Annotated in this window: 15 protein-coding genes; all 15 read left to right on the top strand. The window is 59.1% G+C overall.

The annotated features are described in order from the left end of the window. Positions 1 to 116: 116 nt before the first annotated feature. Positions 117 to 1,238 (top strand): iron-containing alcohol dehydrogenase family protein, encoded by a 1,122-nt coding sequence (locus SUTH_RS16825; RefSeq protein WP_084207472.1) that lies wholly within the window; start codon positions 117 to 119, stop codon positions 1,236 to 1,238. 15 nt (positions 1,239 to 1,253) lie between these two features. Next, positions 1,254 to 2,417 (top strand): DegT/DnrJ/EryC1/StrS family aminotransferase, encoded by a 1,164-nt coding sequence (locus SUTH_RS16820; RefSeq protein ID WP_041100905.1) that lies wholly within the window; start codon positions 1,254 to 1,256, stop codon positions 2,415 to 2,417. Between the two features lie 29 nt (positions 2,418 to 2,446). Beyond that, positions 2,447 to 3,085 (top strand): glycosyltransferase family A protein, encoded by a 639-nt coding sequence (locus tag SUTH_RS16815; RefSeq protein ID WP_197539610.1) that lies wholly within the window; start codon positions 2,447 to 2,449, stop codon positions 3,083 to 3,085. A 116-nt stretch (positions 3,086 to 3,201) separates the two neighbouring features. Next, positions 3,202 to 4,182 (top strand): N-acetylneuraminate synthase family protein, encoded by a 981-nt coding sequence (locus SUTH_RS16810; RefSeq protein ID WP_231851059.1) that lies wholly within the window; start codon positions 3,202 to 3,204, stop codon positions 4,180 to 4,182. After that, the gene (locus SUTH_RS16805) at positions 4,179 to 6,194 is read left to right on the top strand and encodes a DUF4910 domain-containing protein (protein ID WP_171817397.1); all 2,016 of its coding nucleotides are present in this window, start codon (positions 4,179 to 4,181) and stop codon (positions 6,192 to 6,194) included. The genes SUTH_RS16810 and SUTH_RS16805 overlap by 4 nt, the downstream gene beginning before the upstream one ends. An 8-nt stretch (positions 6,195 to 6,202) precedes the next feature. Continuing rightward, a complete protein-coding gene (locus SUTH_RS16800; RefSeq protein ID WP_070099354.1) occupies positions 6,203 to 7,213 on the top strand; it encodes a GNAT family N-acetyltransferase in 1,011 nt (336 codons plus the stop codon). A 40-nt stretch (positions 7,214 to 7,253) separates the two neighbouring features. After that, positions 7,254 to 8,360, top strand: a complete 1,107-nt coding sequence (locus SUTH_RS16795; RefSeq protein WP_041100899.1) for a radical SAM/SPASM domain-containing protein — start codon at positions 7,254 to 7,256, stop codon at positions 8,358 to 8,360. A gap of 48 nt (positions 8,361 to 8,408) precedes the next feature. Then, positions 8,409 to 9,506 (top strand): DegT/DnrJ/EryC1/StrS family aminotransferase, encoded by a 1,098-nt coding sequence (locus SUTH_RS16790; protein WP_041100897.1) that lies wholly within the window; start codon positions 8,409 to 8,411, stop codon positions 9,504 to 9,506. A 25-nt stretch (positions 9,507 to 9,531) separates the two neighbouring features. Beyond that, positions 9,532 to 10,224 (top strand): class I SAM-dependent methyltransferase, encoded by a 693-nt coding sequence (locus SUTH_RS18725; protein ID WP_052473735.1) that lies wholly within the window; start codon positions 9,532 to 9,534, stop codon positions 10,222 to 10,224. Between the two features lie 36 nt (positions 10,225 to 10,260). After that, positions 10,261 to 12,066, top strand: a complete 1,806-nt coding sequence (locus tag SUTH_RS16780) for a carbamoyltransferase C-terminal domain-containing protein (RefSeq protein WP_041100895.1) — start codon at positions 10,261 to 10,263, stop codon at positions 12,064 to 12,066. Continuing rightward, positions 12,063 to 13,274 carry a class I SAM-dependent methyltransferase gene (locus SUTH_RS16775; RefSeq protein ID WP_041100893.1) on the top strand — a complete coding sequence of 404 codons (1,212 nt, stop codon included), beginning with the start codon at positions 12,063 to 12,065 and terminating at the stop codon, positions 13,272 to 13,274. Before SUTH_RS16780 ends, SUTH_RS16775 begins: the two co-directional genes overlap by 4 nt. Positions 13,275 to 13,288: 14 nt before the next feature. Then, positions 13,289 to 14,209 carry a methyltransferase domain-containing protein gene (locus SUTH_RS16770; protein WP_148312962.1) on the top strand — a complete coding sequence of 307 codons (921 nt, stop codon included), beginning with the start codon at positions 13,289 to 13,291 and terminating at the stop codon, positions 14,207 to 14,209. A 7-nt stretch (positions 14,210 to 14,216) separates the two neighbouring features. After that, entirely contained in the window at positions 14,217 to 15,800 is a 1,584-nt protein-coding gene (locus SUTH_RS19160; protein ID WP_084207469.1) for an LIC12162 family transferase, read from the top strand. 3 nt (positions 15,801 to 15,803) lie between these two features. Beyond that, the gene (locus SUTH_RS16755) at positions 15,804 to 17,306 is read left to right on the top strand and encodes a lipopolysaccharide biosynthesis protein (protein WP_041100885.1); all 1,503 of its coding nucleotides are present in this window, start codon (positions 15,804 to 15,806) and stop codon (positions 17,304 to 17,306) included. Positions 17,307 to 17,337: 31 nt separating this feature from the next. Continuing rightward, positions 17,338 to 19,185: a carbamoyltransferase family protein gene (locus SUTH_RS16750; protein WP_041100883.1), complete on the top strand. Its 1,848-nt coding sequence runs from the start codon at positions 17,338 to 17,340 to the stop codon at positions 19,183 to 19,185. The last annotated feature ends 38 nt before the right edge of the window (positions 19,186 to 19,223 follow it).

The raw sequence follows: 19,223 nt of genomic DNA, 5'->3' as shown, positions 1-19,223 counted from the left end.
ATTCCGGGCGCTCCGGTTGCATCAGGCGACCAGGGCATCGCTGACCACCTGCTGTGCACCCCGGTGCACGGGCATGGCGGTAGCGTGCCCGGAAGCATTACCGAAAAGGACTATTCGTGGCAAACATACTGGACTCCGGCGTCAAACTGGTCAGAAACGTCGGTCGCTACAACATCGGTGCGTCTTCGCTGGGGGAGCTTCATGGATTGCTTGCGCGCCTGCGGACCGAGGCAAGCCAGAAAGGCGAACCGGCATACGCGATTTTTCTGGTGGATCGATACTTCAAGCCTGACTCGACAACGGGTGATCGCCTGGCTTTTCGTTCCGGGGATGCGCTCAAATTCATCGACACCACAGATGAACCCACGACCGACGAAATCGACAGTCTCGTCGCGGCCCTTCTCCAGGAGGGATACACGAAACCCGTGGCCGTCGTCGGAATGGGCGGCGGGATCACGATGGACACCGCCAAGGCGGTCTCGAACCTGCTGACGAATGGCGGCAAGGCGGCGCAGTACCAGGGCTGGGACCTCGTGAAGCTTCCAGGGATATTCAAGGTTGGAATCCCGACGATTTCAGGCACCGGCGCCGAAGCGACCCGCACCTGCGTGATGACCAATCCCGCCAGCGGCCTGAAGCTGGGCATGAACAGCGACTTCACCGTATTCGACCATGTGATCATGGACCCCGAGCTGACGGCGACCGTGCCGCGCGACCAGTATTTCTACACCGGCATGGACGCCTACATCCATTGCATCGAGGCGCTGGCGGGCTCCTACCGCAACGCCATCGGCGACGCCTACTCGCGGGAAACCATCAACCTCTGCCGCCAGGTATTCCTCGAAGACGACATGCAGACGCCGGCGAATCGCGAACGGCTGATGGTCGCCTCCTACCTCGGCGGCTGCGCCATCGCCACCAGCTATGTCGGACTCGTTCATCCGCTCTCGGCCGGCCTGAGCGTCGTGCTCGGCGTGCATCACTGCGTCGGCAACTGCATCGTCATGCGCGCCATGGCCGACTACTATCCGGCCGCCTACGATGAATTCTGGCAAATGGCCGAGCGTCAGCGGGTCAGCGTTCCCGAAGGCATCTGCAGGAATCTCGACGACGCCACCTACAAAGCACTGTACGACGCATCGACCATGCACCAGAAGCCGCTGACCAATGCCCTGGGCGAAAACTACAAGGCTATCCTCACGCTGGAAAAGGTCACCGACCTGTTCAGGAAGATGTAAACGGAAGGAACAAAGATGCCCGGCTATGAATTGATCGGCAGCGAGGAACTGGCGGAAATCCAGGACGTGTTCGCCCATGGCGGCGTCCTGTTCCGGCACGGCTTCGACGCCTTGCGCAACGACTGCTACAAGGTTCGCCAGTTCGAGCAGGAGTTCGCCGCGAAAATGGGCATCAAGCATGCCCTCGCGGTGACCTCGGGCACCGCTGCGCTGCGGGTGGCGCTGGCGGCGCTGGGCATCGGTCCCGGCGATGAAGTCATCACCCAGAGTTTCACCTTCGTTGCAACCGCCGAGGCCATCATCGAATCGCGCGCCACCCCGGTATGCGCCGAGATCGACACCACGCTCAACATGGACCCCGACGATCTGCTGCGCAAAATAACGCCGCGCACCAAAGCCGTCATCGTCGTGCATATGCTCGGGACGCCGGCGCGCCTGCCGGAAATCGCCGAAATTTGCCGCCGGAAGAATCTGGTGCTGATCGAAGACACCGCCTGGGGATGCGGCGGCAACCTGCAAGGCAAACCGCTGGGCACCTGGGGTGATGTCGGCACTTTCAGCTTCGACTTCGCCAAGACCATGACGACCGGAGAAGGCGGCATGGTGGTATTTGGCGACGAAGATGTCTGGAAAAAGGCCGCCGCCTGGCACGACCATGGGCATGAAAACAATCCCGCCGTGCCACGCTGGGAAGACACCCGCGCGAGCAGCGGCTTCAATTACAGGATGATGGAATTGCAGGGCGCCGTGGGCATAGCACAGCTAAAGAAGCTGTCCGGGGTCGTCGAGGCTCAGCGCAGAAACCGCGACAGCCTATGGCAGGCGATCTCCGATCTGCCGGGGATCCAGCCCAGGGCGGTGCCACAGGGTGCCTACGACACTGCCGATGCCCTGGTATTTCTCGTCCCGGACAATCCAGCCGCCCTGCGGTGCCGCGAGGGGCTCCTGGCCGCCGGGCTCGCCACCAAGATACTGCCCGAAGCCTATACATGGCATTTCGCCGGCACCTGGAAGCACATGCCGGAACTGGTCGCGGCGCACGGCGGAAACCTGGACACTGCCTTTCCGCGGTCGAACGCCATCCTGTCCCGCGCGGTATCCCTCCCGGTCGGCGTCAAGCTGGCCGAAGACGTTCCGAGCCGTGCCCGCCGCGCTATCGAAAAGGCGATGAAATCGTGAGCCGGAAAGGGCCCCTCGTTTCGGTGATCGTGGCCGCCTACAACCAGGAGAAGTTCATTGGCCGCTGCCTGCGTTCCCTGCTGCATCAAACCATACCGCACGAGACCTACGAAATCATCGTGGTCAATGACGGTAGCACCGACCGCACGCCCTACGCGCTAGAGTTGTTCCACGACGCCATTCGTCCCATCACCAATGAAACCAATCTCGGGCTTCCCGCCTCCATAAACCGCGGAATAATGGCGGCCCGGTCGGAATACATCGTCCGCGTTGATTCCGACGATTACGTCAACCACAATTTCCTGAACTTCCTGCACTTCTATCTCGACCAGAACCGTTACGCGGATGCTGTTGCCTGCGACTATTTCCTCGTAAATGACGCGGAGGAAATTTTGGAACGTGCCAATTGCATGGATCATCCTATCGCCTGCGGCATCATGTTTCGCAAGCAGCAGCTGCTCGACATAGGGATGTACGACGAAAGTTTCCGTTGCCACGAGGACCAGGATCTTCGGATCCGCTTCGAAAAAAAGTACAGCATCAGCCGGCTTGAGCTCCCCCTGTATCGCTATCGCCGGCACGAAACCAACATCACCAACGATGCCGAGGCAATGGAACACCATCGCCAGAACCTGGTCCGCAAACACAGCACGGACAGTGCGCTATAGCAATACCTCGAGAGGTCAAACGAATGCTTAACTCCATCAGACTGGGTAGCCGGGTCGTCGATTCCCTCAGCAAACCGTACGTGATCGCGGAAATCGGTGTCAATCACGAGGGGTCGATGGATCAAGCAAAGCGGCTGATCGACTTGGCCAGGCAGGGCGGTGCCGATGCGGCCAAGTTCCAGAGCTACAAGGCCGGCACGCTGGCATCGAAGCACTCGCCGTCATATTGGGACACCACGAAAGAACCCACTCGTAGCCAGTACGCGCTGTTCCAGAAGTACGACAACTTCGGGCCGGATGAGTACCGGGCCCTCGCCGAACATTGCCGGCAGACCGGCATCGACTTTCTCTCGACACCTTTCGACGACGAGGCGATCGAATTCCTCGACCCGCTGGTTCCTTTTTTCAAGATCGCCTCCGCCGACCTGACCAACATTCCCTTCCTGCGCAAGGTCGCCGCCAAGGGCAAACCGGTGGTGTTGTCGACCGGCGCATCGACGCTGGGCGAAGTCGATGTCGCCGTCGAAGCACTGACCCAAGCCGGATGCGCAGACATTGCCCTGCTGCATTGCATCCTCAATTATCCGACCGACAATGCCAATGCCCACCTGCGCATGATCGAAGGCCTGAAGCGGGCCTACCCGCGCAACATCATCGGCTACTCCGACCATACCCTGCCGGATGACGCCATGACCTCGCTGGTCGCCGCTCATCTGCTCGGTGCCGTCATCATCGAAAAGCATTTCACGCACGACAAGGCGCTGCCGGGCAACGACCACTACCACGCCATGGATCAACACGACCTCGCCCGCTTCGTCGCGCTGGCCGAAACCGTGCATGTATTGCTGGGGCCGACCGACCACAAGGCGCCGATCGCCACCGAGGCCATCTCGCGCAAGAATGCCCGCCGCAGCATCGTCCTCGCCCGCGACGTGACCGCCGGGCAGCGACTCACGGCGGCGGACCTCACCTACAAGCGGCCGGGTACCGGCGTCAGTCCCATGCATTGGGACGAGGTGCTGAATCGTTGTGCAGCCGCCGCCCTCCAAGCCGACCATGTCCTGCAATGGCAAGACCTTGCACCCGCGAGCGAATGAATCCACGCAATGTAGCCATCATCCAGGCCCGCATGGGGTCGAGCCGCTTCCCGGGCAAGATGCTGGCCCGGCTGGGGGGCATCCCCCTGCTCGAATGGGTTGTGCGCCGCCTGCTCCGCGCCACCACGCTGGCGCAGGTCGTGCTGGCCACATCCGATGGCGCCGGCGACGATGCGCTGGTTGAACTTGCAGCCAGCCTCGGCGTTGAGGTGTTTCGCGGCAGCGAAGCCGACGTGCTCGGTCGCTTCGTCGGCGCCGCGAGGATGGCGGGCGCCGACAACATCGTGCGCATCTGCGCCGACAATCCCTTCATCGATCCGGTCGAGGTCGATCGCCTGGTCCAGCATTTTGCGGATCACCCGTGCGACTACGCCTGCAACCATCAGGATCGGCTCGGCAGCGCTTATGCCGACGGCTTCGGCGCCGAGATCCTCTCCGCGGCATTGCTCGAAGAAATCGCCGCCGATGCGATCGAGCCACGTCACCGCGAGCACGCCACGCTCTACCTTTGGGACCATGCGAGCGAGCTCAAATTGAGCGCGCTTTCCGTTCCCGCCGGGCTGGCCTTCCCGGAGCTCCGTTTCGATGTCGACGCGCCGGCCGATCTGGCAAACCTTGAGGCCCTGGTCTCCGCCGGAGTGGCCATCGACACCCCGGCATGCGAAATCATCAGGATTGCCCTGGCAAATCGCCGTGTCGCCAGCGCCGACTTTTCTGTTGATGCATGCGCTGAACTCGATCGGTACCTGCAACGATTGTTTCCGCTGTGCCGCAGCATCACCGGCAACCCGAACCGCGAGACGCTGAGAGTCCTGCAGGAACTCATCCCCCTCGCCATCCATGATGTGCCGTCCGGCACGGCCGTATACGACTGGACCATTCCCGACGAATGGAATATCCGCGATGCCTGGATCGCCGACGCGAGCGGGCGTCGCATGGTCGATTTCCGCGTCAGCAACCTGCATGTGGTCAGCTACAGCGAACCCGTGAACGCGGTCATGGATTGGGTGGAACTCCAGCCCCGCCTGCATCGTCATCCCGAGCTGGCGGATGCCATCCCGTACCGCACCAGCTATTACCGGCGCGACTGGGGTTTTTGCGTGACGCATGCGCAATTCGCCGAAATGAAAAAGCAGCGAGGCCCTTTCACGGTTGTCATCGACAGCGAGCTCAAACCGGACGCACTGAGCTACGGTGAATACCTGGTACCAGGACGATCCACCGAAGAAATCCTGCTCTCCTGCTACATCTGCCATCCGTCGATGGCCAACGACAGCCTCAGCGGCGTGCTGCTCACCGCCTTTCTGGCGCGTCACATCGCGGGGCTCAAGAATCGCCACTGGAGCTACCGCATCGTCTTCGTTCCGGAAACCATCGGCGCCGTCGCCTATTGCGCGCGCAACGAGGCAGCGATGAAGCGGATCGACCTGGGCCTGGTCATCACCACCGTCGGCGGGCCCGGCAAGTTCGGCTACAAGCAGAGCTTCGACCCGTCGCATCCCATCAACGCCATGATCGAAGAAGTGCTGGCTGAAACCGGAACCGAATTCATCACCTATCCCTTCGACATCCACGGCAGCGACGAACGGCAATACTCATCGCAGGGCTTTCGCATCAATGCGGCAACCATCTGCCGCGACCGCTACTACGAATACCCCTATTACCATTCCTCGCTCGATGACCTGTCCTTCGTGACGGCGAAACAGATTGCGGAGACCCTGAAGGTCTATGTCCGCCTGATCAAAAAGCTCGAAGCGCGCCGTATCTATCGCAACAGGATTCCCCACTGCGAGGTGATGCTCTCGCGCCATGACCTGTATCCCGCCACCGGCGGTGCGCAACGCCCGGAACTCGGCGGCAGATCGGAACTGGACCTGATCCTGTGGCTGCTGTTTCTGTGCGACGGCAAGCTCGACCTCGATCGCATCGCGGCAAGGCTGGAAGTTCCGCTCGCGGAACTGGCGCCGATAGCCGACCGGCTTGCGGGCAAGGGAGTCCTGGAACTTGTCTGACGCGGAACATGGCTAAGAACTACCGCTTGACCCCCGCTGTTCTCGACGGCATGTGGGACGCCTTCGTCGGCGCCTCGCCAGATGCGTCGGTGTTCATCGCGTCGAACTATCTGGCTCACACCGGGTGTCGGCTGGGCCTGTATCGGTGCTACAACGCCGACGAACTGCGCGCCCTTGTCGCCGTGGTCGAAAGTCCCGACGGCACGTCGGCGGTTCTCGACGACCTGGTGATCTACAGCGGAATCTGTTTCGGCGCTCCCACTAGCGGTCAGAGCCGTGCGCAGCGGATTTCCGAAAGACACGAAATCGCGACATTCATCGTCGGTGCGCTGGCCGACATATATGACGCCGTGGAGTTTGCATTGGCACCGTCGATCGACGATGTCCGCCCGTTTCTTTGGCACAACTATGGTCAGGATGCGGGGCGCTTCAGCGTCGACGTCCGTTACACCTCCTACCTGTCCATCGCCGACTTTACCGGCACGGAGCGGTTGGAGGACATCGAGGCGTACCGTCAGGCAACCGGCGCCCGCCGCCAGGAAATCCGCTACGCGCGACGGGACGGTGTGGTCACGGAAGAGTTCCGAGATGTAGCGGTGTTCGTCGATTTCTATCGCCGGACCATGGAACGCCAGGGGGAGGCGGTGGCATTGCCCGCGCTGGACCGCATGGCCGCGCTGGTCGAGGCGTTGCTTGGCAACGGCTCGGCCAGGATGTTCTCTTCGCGCACGGCCGACGGCAGCCCCGGAAGCGTCGCGGTGTATGCGCTCGACACACTCCGGGCCTATTATCTGTTCGGGGCAAGCGATCCTGCCCTGCGCAACACCGCAACCGGAACGGCAATCCTGTGGGATGCCTTCACAGCACTGGCGGCGAAAGGCATAACCCAGATCGACCTCGAAGGCGTCAACAGTCCGCGCCGGGGATGGTTCAAGTTGAGCTTCGGCGGCTCGTTGGTTCCCTACTATCAAGTTGCCCTAAAGCCGCAACGGCATTCAACCTCACACGCGAGCCCCTGAACCGGGGCTTCGAATCAATAACTTCCTCACCGACAACGCCATGGAAAACGAGCAAAAAGCCGGCGAAAAATTTTCTCCGGTAAACAAGGGGCACTTTTTCGACCTGGAACCCCCGGAGCGCGTCGCCGCGTTCTACGCAAAGCTCGCGCGCGGGTGGGAGGCCGAGTACAAGGAATATCGACGTTTGTGGGATGAGCTGCCGAAGACCCGAAAGCTGACCGACTACCCGCTCCTGGTCGATCTGGAAACAGTCTCGCGCTGCAATCTGAAATGCCCGATGTGCCCTACGGTAACGGACGAGTTTGTGGAAAAGCGGGTGTTGCCATTCAAGAAAGGGCAGCTCAACTACAACATCATCAAAAAGGTCATTGCCGAAGTTGCGGGCAAGATCTATTCGCTGCGACTGAGCTGGATCGGCGAGCCGACCCTGCATCCGCGGCTGGTCGATGCAGTCCGTCTCGCCAAGGAAAGCGGGATCAAGGAAGTCTCGTTCCTGACCAACGGCTATCGTCTTCATCTCGACTATTTCATCAAGCTTGCCGAAGCTGGCGTTGACCTCATCACCATTTCGATCGACGGTATGGGGGAGACCTACAACCAGATCAGAAAGCCGCTCAAGTTCGAAGAGACCCTGAAGAAGCTGCAGGACATTTCCAACTACAAGAAAGCGAACGGCCTGGAAAAGCCCTTGATCAAGATCCAGGGGGTCTGGCCGGCGATCCGGGAAAACCCCGAGGGTTTCTACAATACCTTTGCTCCGATAGTGGACCTGATTGCGTTCAATCCCCTCATCGACTATCTGCACAACGACAGCGACATTGTCTACGAAGACAACTTTGCCTGTCCCCAGCACTATCAGCGGGTGGTCATCGGCTCGAATGGCCGCGCCGCCATGTGCAGCAGCGACGACTTCATGGACATCGATATCGGCGACATCACGACCCAGACGATCCACGAGATCTGGCACGGCGAGAAATTCCGGCAGGTGCGCGAGGCACACCAGCGACACGATGGCTTCAAGAGCCTGAAACCCTGCAAGAACTGCTTCTACCCACGAAAAGCGGCGGCCGACGAAGAGGCCGTCATCAACGGCCGCACAGTCAAAATCGAGAATTACATCAACCGGGCGCAGATCGTTGGAAAGTAGCCGGTTTCGAGTCGTGAATCTCAGCCATTTTCCTTCGGCGGATACCGAGTGAGCGGCAAGCTGGAAAAATTGCTGTGCGGGATTCACCAGCAAAGCCACTGCCATCCGGTAGGCAACGCCACAACCGGGCTTTGCCTCGCGCTCGCCGCACTGGGCCTGCGGGGCAAGCGGGTCGCCATTCCCAACAGCGTCTGTCCCAATGTTCCTCTGGCCGTCCTGCTTTCAGGCAACGCCCCGGTTTACCTCGACGTCACGACGCGCGATCTCGGCATCGACATCGCTGAATTGATCGGCAAGGGCGGCCAGGTCGACGCGGTGATCGCGGTCCATGCCTACGGTTCGGTGTGCAACATCCGGGAGATTGCCGCCTACTGCAAGTCGCGGGGCATCCCACTGATCGAGGACCTGGCGGTGGCGCAAGGCGCCAGCCTCGACGGACAGCCCGTCGGCAGTTTTTCTGATATCGCGGTGGTCAGCTTCGGCGCGGGAAAGATCATCGATGTCGGGCATGGCGGGGCGGTCCTGACCAGCCGGCTTTTCGTTCTGAACGAGCTTGTTGCCCGCGAAGCCGCGCTAGGCGTGCAGACTGCGGCGTCGAAGGAGGCCGTGAGCGCGTTTGGGCAGTACCACACGGATCTTTACAACAGACACTATGGCCCCGGCATCAATGCCTTCAGCACCGCATTCAAGACGCGCGCCTTGGCGCTTCGCCAGCACATTCTTTGCAGCTTCGATCGCGCCCGAGGGCCGGAAATAGAGGAGCAGCTGGAAAAGCTCGATGGCGTGGTGCAGTCGCGCCGCGAAAGAGCTGAAACGCTGGAAGGGTTGCTGGCCCGTTGCGAGTCGGTAGGCATGGAGATTCTCCGTCCACCCGCCGGTTCGGTGCCTTGGCGCTTCAACGTGCTTATCGAGCGGCGCGACGCACTGTTGAAATCATTGCTGGTGAAGGGATTCAGGATCAGCAGCTGGTTTCCCTCGGCAGACCTGTTTTTCGAGGACCGAGCTGTGTCGGGAGTAAATGCCGCCGTCAGCGACCACATCGGCGATCGGGTTCTCAACTTGTGGGTAAATGAAGACGCTGACCGCGAATACATCGCCGCGGTGGCCGATGAACTGACGGACCACCTGGCCTTGGACAGCGTGTGATGGATGCGGGGAACGTGGTGAGGCGATGAGCAAGGTCAGCGACGACTATCATGACTATGTCTTCAAGGACGGCAAACTGCTGGGGCAATTCGACGATATGTATCGTCATTCAAGGGAAGTGCCGTGGCATCAGGACAAGACGGCCAATCAGGTGTTCGTCGACCTGGACATTGCGATACTCAAGCACTTTCTGCCGGAGCTCGGCATCCGTTCGATCTGCGATCTGGGCTGTGGCCTCGGCTATGTTGCGGCCCGGCTTTATGCCGAACTTTCGCCGCTTGTTGCCGGGCTCGACGTGACGGGGATCGACGTCTCGTCGGAGGCCGCCGCGCGGGCCCGTTTGCTCCATCCACAACTGAGCTTTCACGGCATCGACATCCTGCGCGACGATATTTCCCCTTGGCAGGGAAGGTTCGATTTGCTCTACGTGAAGGACGTGCTGTGGTATGTGGCACTCGACGCCGGGCAGTTCTTCGACAGGGCCAGGGAATTGCTGAAACCGGGCGGCGCCATCTACATGCTGCAGTCCGTGCCGGACAGGCCGAGCTTCGTCGGATCGGACATCTTCCCGACGACGTTTTCGATCGCCGAGTTTCTTTCGAAGGATTTCGAAAGCATCTATGTGTCGTCGACCTATGAAATCAACTCGAATCGAGTCGTCGGCAACTACGAGAAGGACAAGTACCTGCGCTTCCTTGGGCGCAAGGCGTCACATTAATTCCTAAATGCTGAACGACTGCTTTTCAAAACGACAATGAACATCCTATCCCTGTATCTCAATCTTCCCTCCAGCGCCGCCCTATACACCGACGGCAAAGTAGCGGCGGCGACCCACGAAGAGCGCTTCACCCGGCTCAAGAACGATGAAGTGTTTCCACGGAACGCAATTGGCTACTGCCTTGACCAAGCCGGAATCGTGCCGGAGGAACTCGACGCCGTAGCGATCGCGAGCTTTGTCGCGCCCTTTGATGATCTGGTCGTCAGGCGCAGCCAATGGACGACAGAGGACTACCTGAAAGAGCAACTCCTACGCTGGCGACCCTATCTGGTGGACAAGAGCGCCACCTTGCCGTCGTTAACAGAGCTCTTCGGCGAACGCCTTACGCTGGATATGTATCCCGCGACTTACTGGAAGGAGAACCTCAACGCTCCCGACAGGAATCAGAAATATGCGCGCGATCGTGAACGGATGGTTGCCGATTTCCTGAACATTCCTGTGGCGAAAGTGAGGCGTATAGAACATCACCGCTGCCATGCCGCATATTCCTATTACGCCTCGCCTTGGCGCGGCGAAAAGGTGCTTGCCCTGACCATCGACGGGCTGGGTGACAACCTGAACGCAACGATCGGGGTGTTTGACGAAGTCGGCAGGTACACGCGGGCTTTTGAAACCAACGAAGCCAACATCGGGCGTATCTACCGCTACATGACCCTGCTGCTCGGAATGAAGCCGAACGAGCATGAGTTCAAGGTGATGGGGCTGGCGCCCTACGGCAAGGCGAAGCACGCCCAGAAGGCGCTTGACGTCTTCAAGAGCACGCTCTTTGTGGACGGCATCGAATTCAAGTGGCGGGAGAAGCCGACCGACAGCTATTTCTGGTTCAGGGAGCGGCTGGAAGGGGTGCGCTTCGACAACATCGCCTTTGCCCTGCAAACCTGGGTCGAGGACTTGCTGACCGAGTGGGTGCAGAACGCTGTCGCCAAATTCGGCATCGGCAAGGTGGTGATCGCCGGCGGGGTGGCGATGAACATCAAGGCGATGGGCAAGATCGCGGCCCTACCCGGCGTCGAGAACCTGTTCATCGGCGGCTCGGCAAGCGACGAATCCATGGCCATCAGCGCCGGCATCTGCCTCGCGGAAGACTTGGCGCGCGAGGCGGGAAAGCCGTGGGATTCTCGCGCCGTAGCGTCCCTGCCGCACCTGTACCTTGGCCCGTCAGCCACGCCGGAGCAGGAGGCTGCAGTAATCGCCGGGCTCGATTCCTCGAAGTACCAGGTGTCACCTTCGCCCACACCCATGCGGATCGCGGAACTGCTCCGCGACGGCAAGATACTCGCCCGCTGCGCCGGGCGCATGGAATTCGGCCAGCGCTCGCTGGGCAATCGGTCGATACTGGCCGACCCGAGCGACCTCAGGGTGAAGGAGAAAATCAACGCCGCGGTCAAGAGTCGCGATTTCTGGATGCCCTTCGCCCCTGTGATGATGGACAAGTACGTTCATCGCTACCTGTTGAATCCGAAGAACCTCGAATCGCCCCACATGACCATCGGCTTCGACACCACCGCCGAAGGCTACGAGGCCATGATCGCAGCCTGTCATCCAGCCGACCGGACGGCCCGCGCCCAGATCCTGCATCGGGATACCAACCCCGACCTCTACTCCATTCTCGAAGCCTTCGAAACGCTGACGGGACGCGGCGCGTTGTTGAACACCAGTTTCAATCTGCACGGACATCCCATCGTCAACACGCCTGCCGAGGCCGTATTCGTGCTCGAGAACAGCGGTCTCGATGGTGTAATCCTGAATGACCATCTGATCCTGAAGAGAGTTCGAGCATGAGTAAGGAATTCAAACAAGAGGTACTGACCGCATTTCAGAAAGTCAGCCCCTCCAAAATAGGCATTGAGTCTAAGGATGAACTCGCCAAGTACCAGCAAAGCCAGTTCAACCTTTTCTTTCACAAGCTGAAATTCCCTCCGGAGCTGTTTCACGGGAAGAAGGTCATCGATTTCGGCTGCGGCACCGGCGAAATGGACATTGTCCTTGCCAACTGGGGCGCAAACGTCGAGGGCTTCGACTTCAACGATATATCGATTGCGCGGGCGAACGACCTGAGGGAGCAGTTTGGGCTATCTTCCCAAACTGTTTTTTCGGTCGGCGACATCGACGCCTATCCATTTCAATCCGGGGCCTACGACATCTCGGCGAGTTTCGGCGTCATTGCGCACGTGCCGGACCAGGAAAACATGCTGCGCCGGATGGCCGACGCCAGCCGCAAAGGGGGTTTTGTCATCCTTGGCTACATCGAGGACTCGGGCCTGATCCAGCGCCTGCTGCATCGTGCGATCGTACTGGCCAACTCGGACAAGTCGGACGCGGAAGTGTTTCGCATCGCGAAGGCCTGCTTTGCTGAGCACATCGAACGGTCGGTGAAGTATGGCGGCCGCACTGCCGACAGCGTCATCAATGATTATCTGGTCAATCCTCACTACATCGGGATATCCACCCAGAAGCTGCTTTCGTGGACGTCGCGCTTCGGCCTTGAATATTATTCCGGCTGGCCGAACGTCGACCTGCCATTCGTTGTGGATTCTCCCTACTTCAAGCTGATTCCCAAGGATTCGCCAGTCTATGAACTGTATTTTTCAATGCTGCGATTGCGGTGGCTTTATGCACAAGACGAAGATTCTGCCGTCTTTGGCGAACTGACCGAGCGACTGCCGAAAGTCGGCAATGATATTGAATCGCTGTTCCAGGGCCTCAACGAGATACTTCAGGCCCGCGACTCGAGCGATCAAACTTTTGGTGCGGTTCGGAACAAGCTCAAGGATGTCGAACGCGGCGTAGCCACTCTGGTTGGCGAGGTATCGGGCTACATCAATCAACACTTGACTGACCTGAATGGCGAGCTGCTCAGGGTGCTGGAAATGATCGTGCTCAAGGCTCGGGAAAACCGGGACTTCGATTTGAGCCAGGTCGGCGGGAAGCTGTTCAGGGGGTACAACGGACTGGGCACGAGCTACGTGGTATTCCACAAATCATTGTGAAGCATTTGCTGTTCGTGCTTACCCGGCTGTGGCGCTATCACAGCCTATATTTTCTGAAACCCCACGACGCGGTCAACGACACGCTGACGTCCAGCCTTCTCCACCGTCTCGATTGGTCCGGGCCGGTGGTGGAGATCGGGTCGGGCGATGGCGTGTTCAGCTACGTAATGCACGGCGGATCCTTTCCGCTCCGGTTCGATCGCTACCTGCTGACCGATCTTTCCAAGCAGGACATTTATGACAGCCACCGGGCCGACGTGTTGCAGCCCGCAGTTTCCTTGAGCAGCCCGGATATCACGCTGGCGATCGATGCCAAGGAATCCCATGTGCAGAAAATCAGGGAAATCGGTTTCGCCAAGAACTGCCAGGTGGCGGCTTACGAGAAACTTCCGCTGTCGTCGGCCTCGGTGCCGAAGGTTTTCTACTACACCCCTCACGGGCTGAACGACCACGAAGCGGCGATTCGCGAAGCCGCGCGCGTCCTGGTGCCCGGCGGATCCATGCTGATTCTGCTGTACGACGCCAAGTTCAAGCCGTCGTTCATCTGCCACCGTCTCGCGCAGGCCTTTCCCGGGATGTTTGGCGCCTATTTTTCCCGGATGGACAATGGCCGCTACGACGAAATCACCCGGCTCGCAAAATCGCCCGAGGAATGGGAGCGATTTTTCCCGCGCCATGGATTTGAAATCAAGGCACGACATTCCGGGTTGAGTGCTTTCGCATGGAAGGTCTATGACATCCAGACCCGACCGCTTCTCAAGCCACTAATTAGGTTTTTCGGCTTCCTTCCGGGGCAGCTCAGAACCTTCGCTAAATTCCTGTGGATGAGCATTTGCTACCCCTACCTCGTAGTTTTCTACCTGCTGTTTTCGAACGAGTATTTTCGGATCGACGGGATGAACTGCTACTTGGCCTACCAGGTAAGAAAGGTTTGAGCTGTCGATGAGTTCGCCGTCATTCGTCTGGGACGCCGAGGCTGTCGCAACTGGCCTAGAGGCAACGAGTCGTCTGCGGCCCGCGTTGCTGGCCCGCCTGAAGCGGCTACTCGATGAGTTTCATGGCGTATCGCGCCCGATCGAATACCATGACCTCGTCGCGGGAATGTGGCTTGAAAATCTCACACATAATATCTATACGGCGTGGCGCGAGGTATTGGCGGGCAGCATACCCGCCGACTCCGATCCGATACCGATAGTCAAGAGTACAAAGCATGCCCAACAAATGACGGTAGACATCGGTTGGCATCGTCATCTCCGTGGCGCGGTAGCGCGGTTGCTGGAGGGAGGGTCGGCAGAAAGCTGGCCGGTTGCTCAGGACTCGGATTACACCAGCAGCGGTGGAAGATATCGTGGTGTCCACAAAATATTGCGAGGTATCTCGACCGGCAAGCCAAAGGTACTACTGACACAACCATATTTCAAGTGCTCGCGCCAGGAGTCTATGTGGACACTTTGGCGTTGGCGGAACTGGATCGCGCGGGACGATATGACGTATCCAATATCGGTTGCCGCCACTGCCAACTGGAACTGGCGTAAGAGACGATCTGCAGAGTTGCCAACACCTCCTCGTAATTTTGAGGAACTTGTCGGGACTCTCTTGCCCCTATATATTCCGATCGGATTGCTCGAAGGGTTTGAGGATTATCGTGAGGCTGTCCTCAGTCTGCCTTTACCGAGACCGCAAGCCGTATACAGCGCCAATGCTTTGCATGCACACCCCACTTTCCAGATTCTCATGGCCGAATGGCGCCAAGAGGGAACCCGCCTTCTGTATCACCAACATGGAGGGGGGTATGGACTAGACCCGCAACTCGTTGTGGAAAATTATGAGATTCGGGTTTCCGATCGATTCTATACGTGGGGCTGGAGGCGCGATGGATCATTCGTGCATCCACTTAGCCCGGCAATGCCGTCCGTCAAGCGCAAGCCATCGAGCGGGCAGATACTGTTGAATTGCCTTGACCTTCCCCGGATGCCATTCCGGATGACGTTCGCGCCGATGCCGGGAACCATCGAGATCATGCATCGCAACACTTGCGAATTTCTCATGGAGTACCCGGACCGGTCGAATCTGGTTGTTCGCCCGTTTAATGTCGATTACGGTTGGGGTGCGGTTGAATCAATGCGAGCGGCAGCGCCTGAAGCGAGATTCGACAAAAGCCTCGGCCCTTTCGCGGCTTATTCCTCATCCCGTCTGGTGGTGCATAACTATCTCGGAACAGCGTGGTTGGAAACGTTGGGCTTAAATATTCCGACGGTTGTTTTCTATAACCCTGCGGCCTATGTTTATCGTGACGAGACCCGTGCGGGAATTGACGCATTGCAACGGGTCGGTGTTCTGCATCATTCTGGCAAGGATGCCGCGCGTTTCATTGCCGGTTTGGGTCAAGACATCGAGGGCTGGTGGCGCAAGCCAGAGGTTCAAGTTGCCCGGCACGATTTTGTTCAGTGTTACGCGAATTTTTCGCCGGACTGGGCAAAACAGTGGGCGCGCGAATTTGAAGCTGTACTCGATGGAGCACGCTAGCGGATGAAATTCGCTCGTCAGTACGCATCGAAATTAGCTGGCAACGTGGTCAGCCTTGTGGCTGGGATGGTGGTCCTAGGCCTGGTTCCCCGCACGTTGGGTCCGGAGAGCTACGGTCGCTACGAGTTCCTCACCAGCTTCTTCCTGCAGGTCAAGGGTTACTTCGACGCGGGTACATCAACCTGCTTCTACACCCGCCTCTCGCAACGACCGGGCGACGCGGGACTGGTCGTGTTCTACCGAAAATGGTTCCTGAGCGCATCGCTATTGATGATCGGCGGCGCAACACTTCTGGCGGGCACCTCCCTCGGCGAGCGGGTATGGCCCGGAGAGGGGCCCATGCTGGTCGGTCTGGCGGCGTGCTTTGCCGTCATCACTTGGTGGCTGGACATCACCCGCAAGATGGTGGATGCATGGCATCTGACGGTGCGGGGGGAAATGCTCTATGCGTCTGCGCGCGTGGTGGCAGTCTCAGCGCTGGCGGCGACCATCTGGCTCTTTGGCCTGCGACTGGAAGGCTACTTCCTCTACCAGATCGCCGCACTGCTGCTAGCCGTTGCGTTGCTGACCCACCTGCTGAAGCGCCGTGCGCTGGCGCCTGCCGGGACGCCGCCGGCGCAACCTCAACGCGCCTATGCCCGCGAGTTCTGGGACTACTCGCACCCCCTCCTTGCCTATGCTTCAGTATGCACGTTGGGTGTACTGGTGGATCGTTGGGTACTTCAGACCCAAGCGGGGGCCACTGAACAAGGATATTTCGGACTGGCTTACCAGGTTGGCGCCGTGTGCTTCCTGTTCACCAGTGCCATGACTCAGCTTCTGTCCCGTGAATTCGCTGTGGCTTGGGACTTGAAAGACATGGGACGGATGGCGGCGATGTTTCGCCGCGCTATTCCGATGTCTTATACGATGGCAGCCTATTTCTCTGTGTTCATCGCCTGCCATGCCGCAGACGTAGTCTGGCTGCTGGGAGGATCGGCCTGGGAACAGGGATCGCTGGTCATGGCAGTCTTGACGCTTTATCCCATGCACCAGACCTACGGCCAGTTGAGTGGCTCCGTATACTATGCGACCGGCCAGACGAGGCTCTACCGCAACATCGGCATTGTCGGCACGCTCACTGGATTGCCGCTAATGTTGTGGCTGGTGCTGCCGACTGAATCAGGGGGGATGGGTCTGGGTGCCGCCGGCCTGTCGTTGCAGATCGTTCTAACGCAGTTCATCTTCGTCAATGTCGGGTTGTGGTTCAACGTCCGTTTGATGTCATTGAATTTCTGGAAATTTTTCGCTCACCAGTTGATCGTGCCCACGACCCTCCTGCTATGCTCGCTCGCCAGTTCCACATCGACATCGACGTTTGCAATGTCAAGGCTGGCCCGGCTGATCCTGGACGGGTTCGTCTATACCGCTCTCGTTGCGGTGGTGATCCTGCTGGTACCGCAGCTCATCGGGTTACAAAGAGGCGAGATCGGAGCGATTCTGCGCAAGGTGCCGGGGGCAAAATGAAGCTGCTACCCCGATTAACACGAGAGCCAACATGTATATATTAGGAATATCCGGTGGTTATCACGATGCCGCCGCCGCGCTCCTGAAAAACGACAACCTGCTGGCCGCCGCCCAGGAGGAGCGCTTCACGAGAATCAAGCACGATCCGGGTTTTCCCGCGAATTCGATCCGCTACTGCCTGGAGCAGGCCGGAATCCGCATGGATCAGGTGGATCGGGTCGTGTTTTATGACAGCCCCAGCCTCAAGTTCAAAAGAATCGCCAGAACGATTCTGGACAATTTTCCCCGCAGCATTCCCTTTTCCTTTCGCGTGCTGCCCAAATGGCTCGGCGGAGAGCTTTACTGGAAGCGGCGGCTGTGCGACGAGTTCCGTGCGCATTTCGGCTGCGAGATTGCCAAGGAGAGAATCTCGAATATTTGTCACCATCGCTCTCACGCCGCCAGTGCTTTCTATCCGTCGCCGTTTTCTGATGCCGCGGTTCTGGTCATGGACGGCGTCGGGGAGTTCGCCACGACTTCAATTTGGCATGGGCAAGGCAAATCGCTAACCCAGATCATGCAAGTGGAATTTCCCCATTCCCTTGGCCTACTCTACTCCGCCTTTACCTACTACACCGGCTTCAAGGTCAATAGCGGCGAGTACAAGGTCATGGGGCTGGCCCCCTACGGCAGTCCACGCTATGTCGCCCTGATCAAGGAAAAGCTGATCGATATCCGGGAGGACGGCACTTTTCGCCTGAATATGGAATATTTCGACTACGCCATCGGCAGCAAGATGACCAGCGAGAAGTTCCATGACCTGTTTGGCGGGCCGCCACGCAAGCCCGAAAGCGAACTGACCCAGAGGGAGATGGACCTCGCCAGGTCGGTACAGGAGGTCACGGAGGAAATCATGCTGCGCCTGGCGCAGACCGCGAAACAGGCTACCGGCAGCGCTAATCTCTGTCTGGCGGGCGGAGTGGCGCTCAATTGCGTGGGTAACGGCCGCATCCTTCAGCAAAAAATTTTCGAGCGGATGTGGATCCAGCCGGCCGCAGGGGATGCCGGTGGATCGGTGGGCGCCGCCATGGATTTTTACTACGCCGAGAGAGCGGCAGAACGGTACGCCGGGCCAGCAGCCGGCGACCGCATGAAGGGCAGCTATCTGGGTCCGCAATTCAGCAACGAAAGCGTACGTACCACCCTGTCCGCGCTCAAAGCGACGTTCCACCAGTACGATGAGCTGGAACAATTACTGGATGTTGCCAGCACCGCGCTGGCGGAGGGCAAGGTGGTCGGTTGGCATCAGGGACGCATGGAGTTCGGTCCCCGCGCACTCGGGGCAAGAAGCATCTTGGGGGATCCGCGCAACCCGCAGATGCAGTCGGTCATGAACCTGAAGATCAAGCAGCGCGAGTCCTTCCGGCCGTTTGCCCCGAGCGTGCTGCAGGAGAAAGCCCGCGACTATTTCGAACTGGCCCAAGACAGCCCCTACATGCTGATTGTTGCTTCCATCGCCGCCGACCTGAGGATTCCGATGACCGCGGAGCACGAAAGATTGTTCGGCATCGAAAAGTTGAACATACCCCGGTCGACGATTCCAGCGGTGACGCATATCGATTACTCCGCGCGCGTACAGACGGTCCATCGCGAGACCAACCCGCGCTATCACCGCCTGATCGAGAAGTTTTTCGAAAAGACGGGTTGCGCGGTGATCGTGAATACCTCGTTCAACGTGCGCGGCGAACCTATCGTTTGTACCCCCGAGGACAGCTATCGCTGTTTCATGCGCACCGAAATGGATGTGCTGGTTCTGGAAGATTTCGTGATTTACAAGAACGAACAGAAGAACTATGTGGAAACCGACGAGAAGTGGCGCAGCAAGTTCGTGCTGGACTGAATCCGCGGCCTCCCATTCAGGTCACTCCTGCTTATCGA

Source organism: Sulfuritalea hydrogenivorans sk43H (assembly GCF_000828635.1).
Lineage (GTDB): Bacteria > Pseudomonadota > Gammaproteobacteria > Burkholderiales > Rhodocyclaceae > Sulfuritalea > Sulfuritalea hydrogenivorans.
Note: the sequence above shows the minus strand (reverse complement) of the source record. Positions and strands in the feature narration are given on the sequence as shown.